Here is a 2,972-nt window from a genome sequence, read left to right as displayed (position 1 = left end):
ATGGCGATCCCTGCCGATGCCAGGCACCCGGAATACGCCTATCGTTTCATCAACTTCGTCATGCGCCCGGCAAACATGGCTGCCATCAGCAATTTCACCGGCTACCCCACTGCCAGCGCCAAGGCGCGCCAGGCCGTGGACCCGCGGATGCGTGACAACCCCGACATCTACCTCGACCAAGCCACCTATGCCCGGCTGATCCCGGGCCGCGATATCCCACAGGCCGACATGCGTGCACGCATGCGCGTGTGGACGCGCTTCAAGACTGCACAGGACTGAGCCATGCCAACCCGTAGAACCGTACTGCAACTGTCGCTGGCTGCCGGCCTTGGCGCCGGCCTTGGCCTGCCGCTGGCCCTGGCCCGCGCTGAACAACCGGGGCGCTGGTTCATGCCGGACGAAGGCGAGCCACAGCAGCGAGCCTTCATCGCCTTTGGTGCCCAGGATGCCATCTGGGAGGACTTCACCGCCGACGTGCAAGCCACCCTCGGTCGGATTGCCCAAGCCATCGCCCGCTATCAGCCGGTGACGGTGTTCTGCCGGGCCAGCCAACGCAAGCTGGCCGAGCAGCACTGCGCCAGCCACCGCACAAGCTTTGTCGAGTGCGAGCTGGATGACATATGGATGCGCGATAGCGGCGCCAACTTCGTCGTCGATGATGACGGCGCCCTGGCGGCGGTGGATTTCAACTTCAACGGCTGGGGCAACAAGCAGCGCCACCGCAACGATGCCCGACTGGCCAAGCGCGTTGCCGCCCTGGCTGGCGCTCGCTACCAGCGCAGCGAACTGGTGGGTGAAGGTGGCGCCATTGAAGTGGATGGGCACGGGACCGGCATCATGACCGAGAGCAGCTGGGTCAGTGCCAACCGTAACCCAGGCTGGAGCAAGGCCGAGGTCGAGGCCGAGCTCAAGGCGCGCCTGGGCCTGGGCAAAGTCATCTGGTTGCCGGGCATCGCCGGGCAAGACATCACCGATGGACATGTGGATTTTTATGCCCGCTTCGTGCGGCCAGGGGTAGTGATTGCCAACGTGGACAACGATCCGGATTCATATGACTACGCCGTGACGCGCAAGCACCTGGCGATTCTGCAACGGGCTACCGATGCCGAAGGTCGCAAACTGCAGGTACACGTGGTGTCGCCGCCGCAGCGCGGTCGACGCAACAGGTTCAGCAAAGGCAATGATGACTTTGCGGCGGGGTACATCAATTATTTCGTGATCAACGGCGCTGTCATTGCGCCGCAGTTTGGCGATGCGCCGGCGGATGAGAAAGCACGGGCGCTGCTGGCGGCGTTGTATCCGGGGCGGGATATCGTACAGCTGGACATTGATGCCATTGCTGCCGGGGGTGGCGGGATTCACTGTGTTACCCATCAATGCCCGGCTGTCTAGCACAGTCAATCGCGGTGCCGTCGGCGCCCGGTGATCATCGACAACGGGAGGTTCTCGCGCAGACGCACGCTCTCGTAGATGGCCGCCGACACATGCACGCAGACCAGCGCCAGCACGGCGTTGGCCAGCCAGCTGTGTACATCGTTGGGCCAGTCGGCGCCCCACAGCGCATCCACCTCCTGCGATGCCCAGCCGGTCAGGCCAAGCCCGGCAATGCCGGCCAGCATCAGCAGCATCACCAGTGCGCCGATCGGCGAATGCCCCAGGCGGTGGCAAGGCTCCCCACGCAGCAGCGCCCGGGCATGCCATGCCAACCGCGCCGGGGTAGGCCAGAAATCGACCCAGCGCGCACTGCGCGGCCCGACGAAACCCCAGACCAGGCGCAGGAGCACACAGGCCAACGCGTAGTAGCCCAGCCACTGATGCCAGTCGTCGCCCTCTTCGTTGAAAAAGTAGTTGGCAAAGAACACGGCCGCGATCGACAGGTGGCACAGCCGCAGGAGCGGGTCCCACAGCTGCACCGTGCCAGCGCTGTTCAATCGTGGTACTCGGTCTTCACTGCCTTGCCGCTCACCGGATCATGGTAGATCTCGACCTTGCGGCCATCCTTGTCGAAACCATAGATCTCGTAGCAGTTGCCTTTGGTGACCTTGAACTTGTTGATCTTGTAACCCTGCTCCTTGAGCTGCTGCTGAAACTTGCCCTGGTCTTGCCAGGTGCTCTTTTCAGCGGTGGTGCACTGGGTGGCGGCGAATGCTGTGCTGCTGCCGATCAGGAGGGTCAGAGCGATCAGTATGCGCATGGGCATATGCTCCATTCAGTTGGGTTGAAACAGCACATCCATTAGCGTAGATGGGGTGGCCATATTGCGCCCATTCATTTGTTTTTCACATCAATCGCAAAGAAAAACAAACTTAACAAATAAGCCAAAGCCGCCGATGCTTGGAGCATTACGCCCATCGCACGGAGAACAACAACATGAACGACGTGGTCATCGTCGCCGCAACCCGTACCGCCATCGGCAGCTTCCAGGGCGCCCTGGCCACTGTGCCTGCGGTAGACCTCGGCGCCGCCGTGATCAGGCGCCTGCTGGAGCAGACCGGGCTGGACCCGGCACAGGTCGACGAAGTGATCCTCGGCCAGGTGCTCACCGCCGGCGCCGGGCAGAACCCTGCACGCCAGGCCGCGATCAAGGCCGGCCTGCCCTTCAGCGTGCCGGCCCTGACCCTTAACAAGGTCTGCGGCTCGGGCCTCAAGGCCCTGCACCTGGCGGCCCAGGCCATCCGTTGCGGTGACGCCGAGGTGGTGATTGCCGGTGGCCAGGAGAACATGAGCCTGGCCCCTTACGTGATGCCCTCGGCCCGTACCGGTCAGCGCATGGGCCATGGCCAGCTGATCGACAGCATGATCACCGATGGCCTGTGGGATGCGTTCAACGACTACCACATGGGCATCACCGCCGAAAACCTGGTGGCCAAGTACGGCCTCAGCCGTGAACAGCAGGATGCCTTCGCCGCCGAATCGCAGCTCAAAGCGGTGGCGGCTATCGAGGCTGGCCGTTTCGATGACGAAATCACCCC

At 63.2% G+C, this 2,972-nt stretch carries 5 protein-coding genes; 3 read left to right on the top strand and 2 right to left on the bottom strand.

Annotation, left to right across the window (positions count from 1 at the left end):
• A partial coding sequence (locus HP546_RS28525) for an extracellular solute-binding protein (protein WP_256678559.1) occupies positions 1-279 on the top strand: 279 nt, incomplete at its 5' end.
• Positions 280-282: 3 nt separating this feature from the next.
• Positions 283-1,392, top strand: coding sequence for an agmatine/peptidylarginine deiminase (locus HP546_RS28520; protein WP_172232667.1), 1,110 nt, complete (start codon positions 283-285; stop codon positions 1,390-1,392).
• Between the two features lie 5 nt (positions 1,393-1,397).
• On the opposite strand, the gene HP546_RS28515 is transcribed toward HP546_RS28520, so the two are convergent.
• Together HP546_RS28515 and HP546_RS28510 are read right to left on the bottom strand one after the other, a co-directional pair.
• Complete coding sequence (locus tag HP546_RS28515; protein WP_172232664.1) at positions 1,398-1,931, bottom strand: cytochrome b/b6 domain-containing protein; 534 nt, start codon at positions 1,929-1,931, stop codon at positions 1,398-1,400.
• Positions 1,928-2,194, bottom strand: coding sequence for a PepSY domain-containing protein (locus HP546_RS28510; protein WP_172232661.1), 267 nt, complete (start codon positions 2,192-2,194; stop codon positions 1,928-1,930). Before HP546_RS28510 ends, HP546_RS28515 begins: the two co-directional genes overlap by 4 nt.
• A 176-nt stretch (positions 2,195-2,370) precedes the next feature.
• Between HP546_RS28510 and HP546_RS28505 the strand changes: the two genes are divergently transcribed.
• On the top strand, positions 2,371-2,972 hold a 602-nt coding region (locus tag HP546_RS28505), incomplete at its 3' end, for a beta-ketoacyl synthase N-terminal-like domain-containing protein (RefSeq protein WP_306125900.1).

It is taken from the genome of Pseudomonas sp. CM25 (assembly GCF_013179705.1).
Lineage (GTDB): Bacteria > Pseudomonadota > Gammaproteobacteria > Pseudomonadales > Pseudomonadaceae > Aquipseudomonas.
The sequence above is the reverse complement of the archived record's forward strand: the minus strand, read 5'-3'. Positions and strand labels throughout refer to the sequence as shown.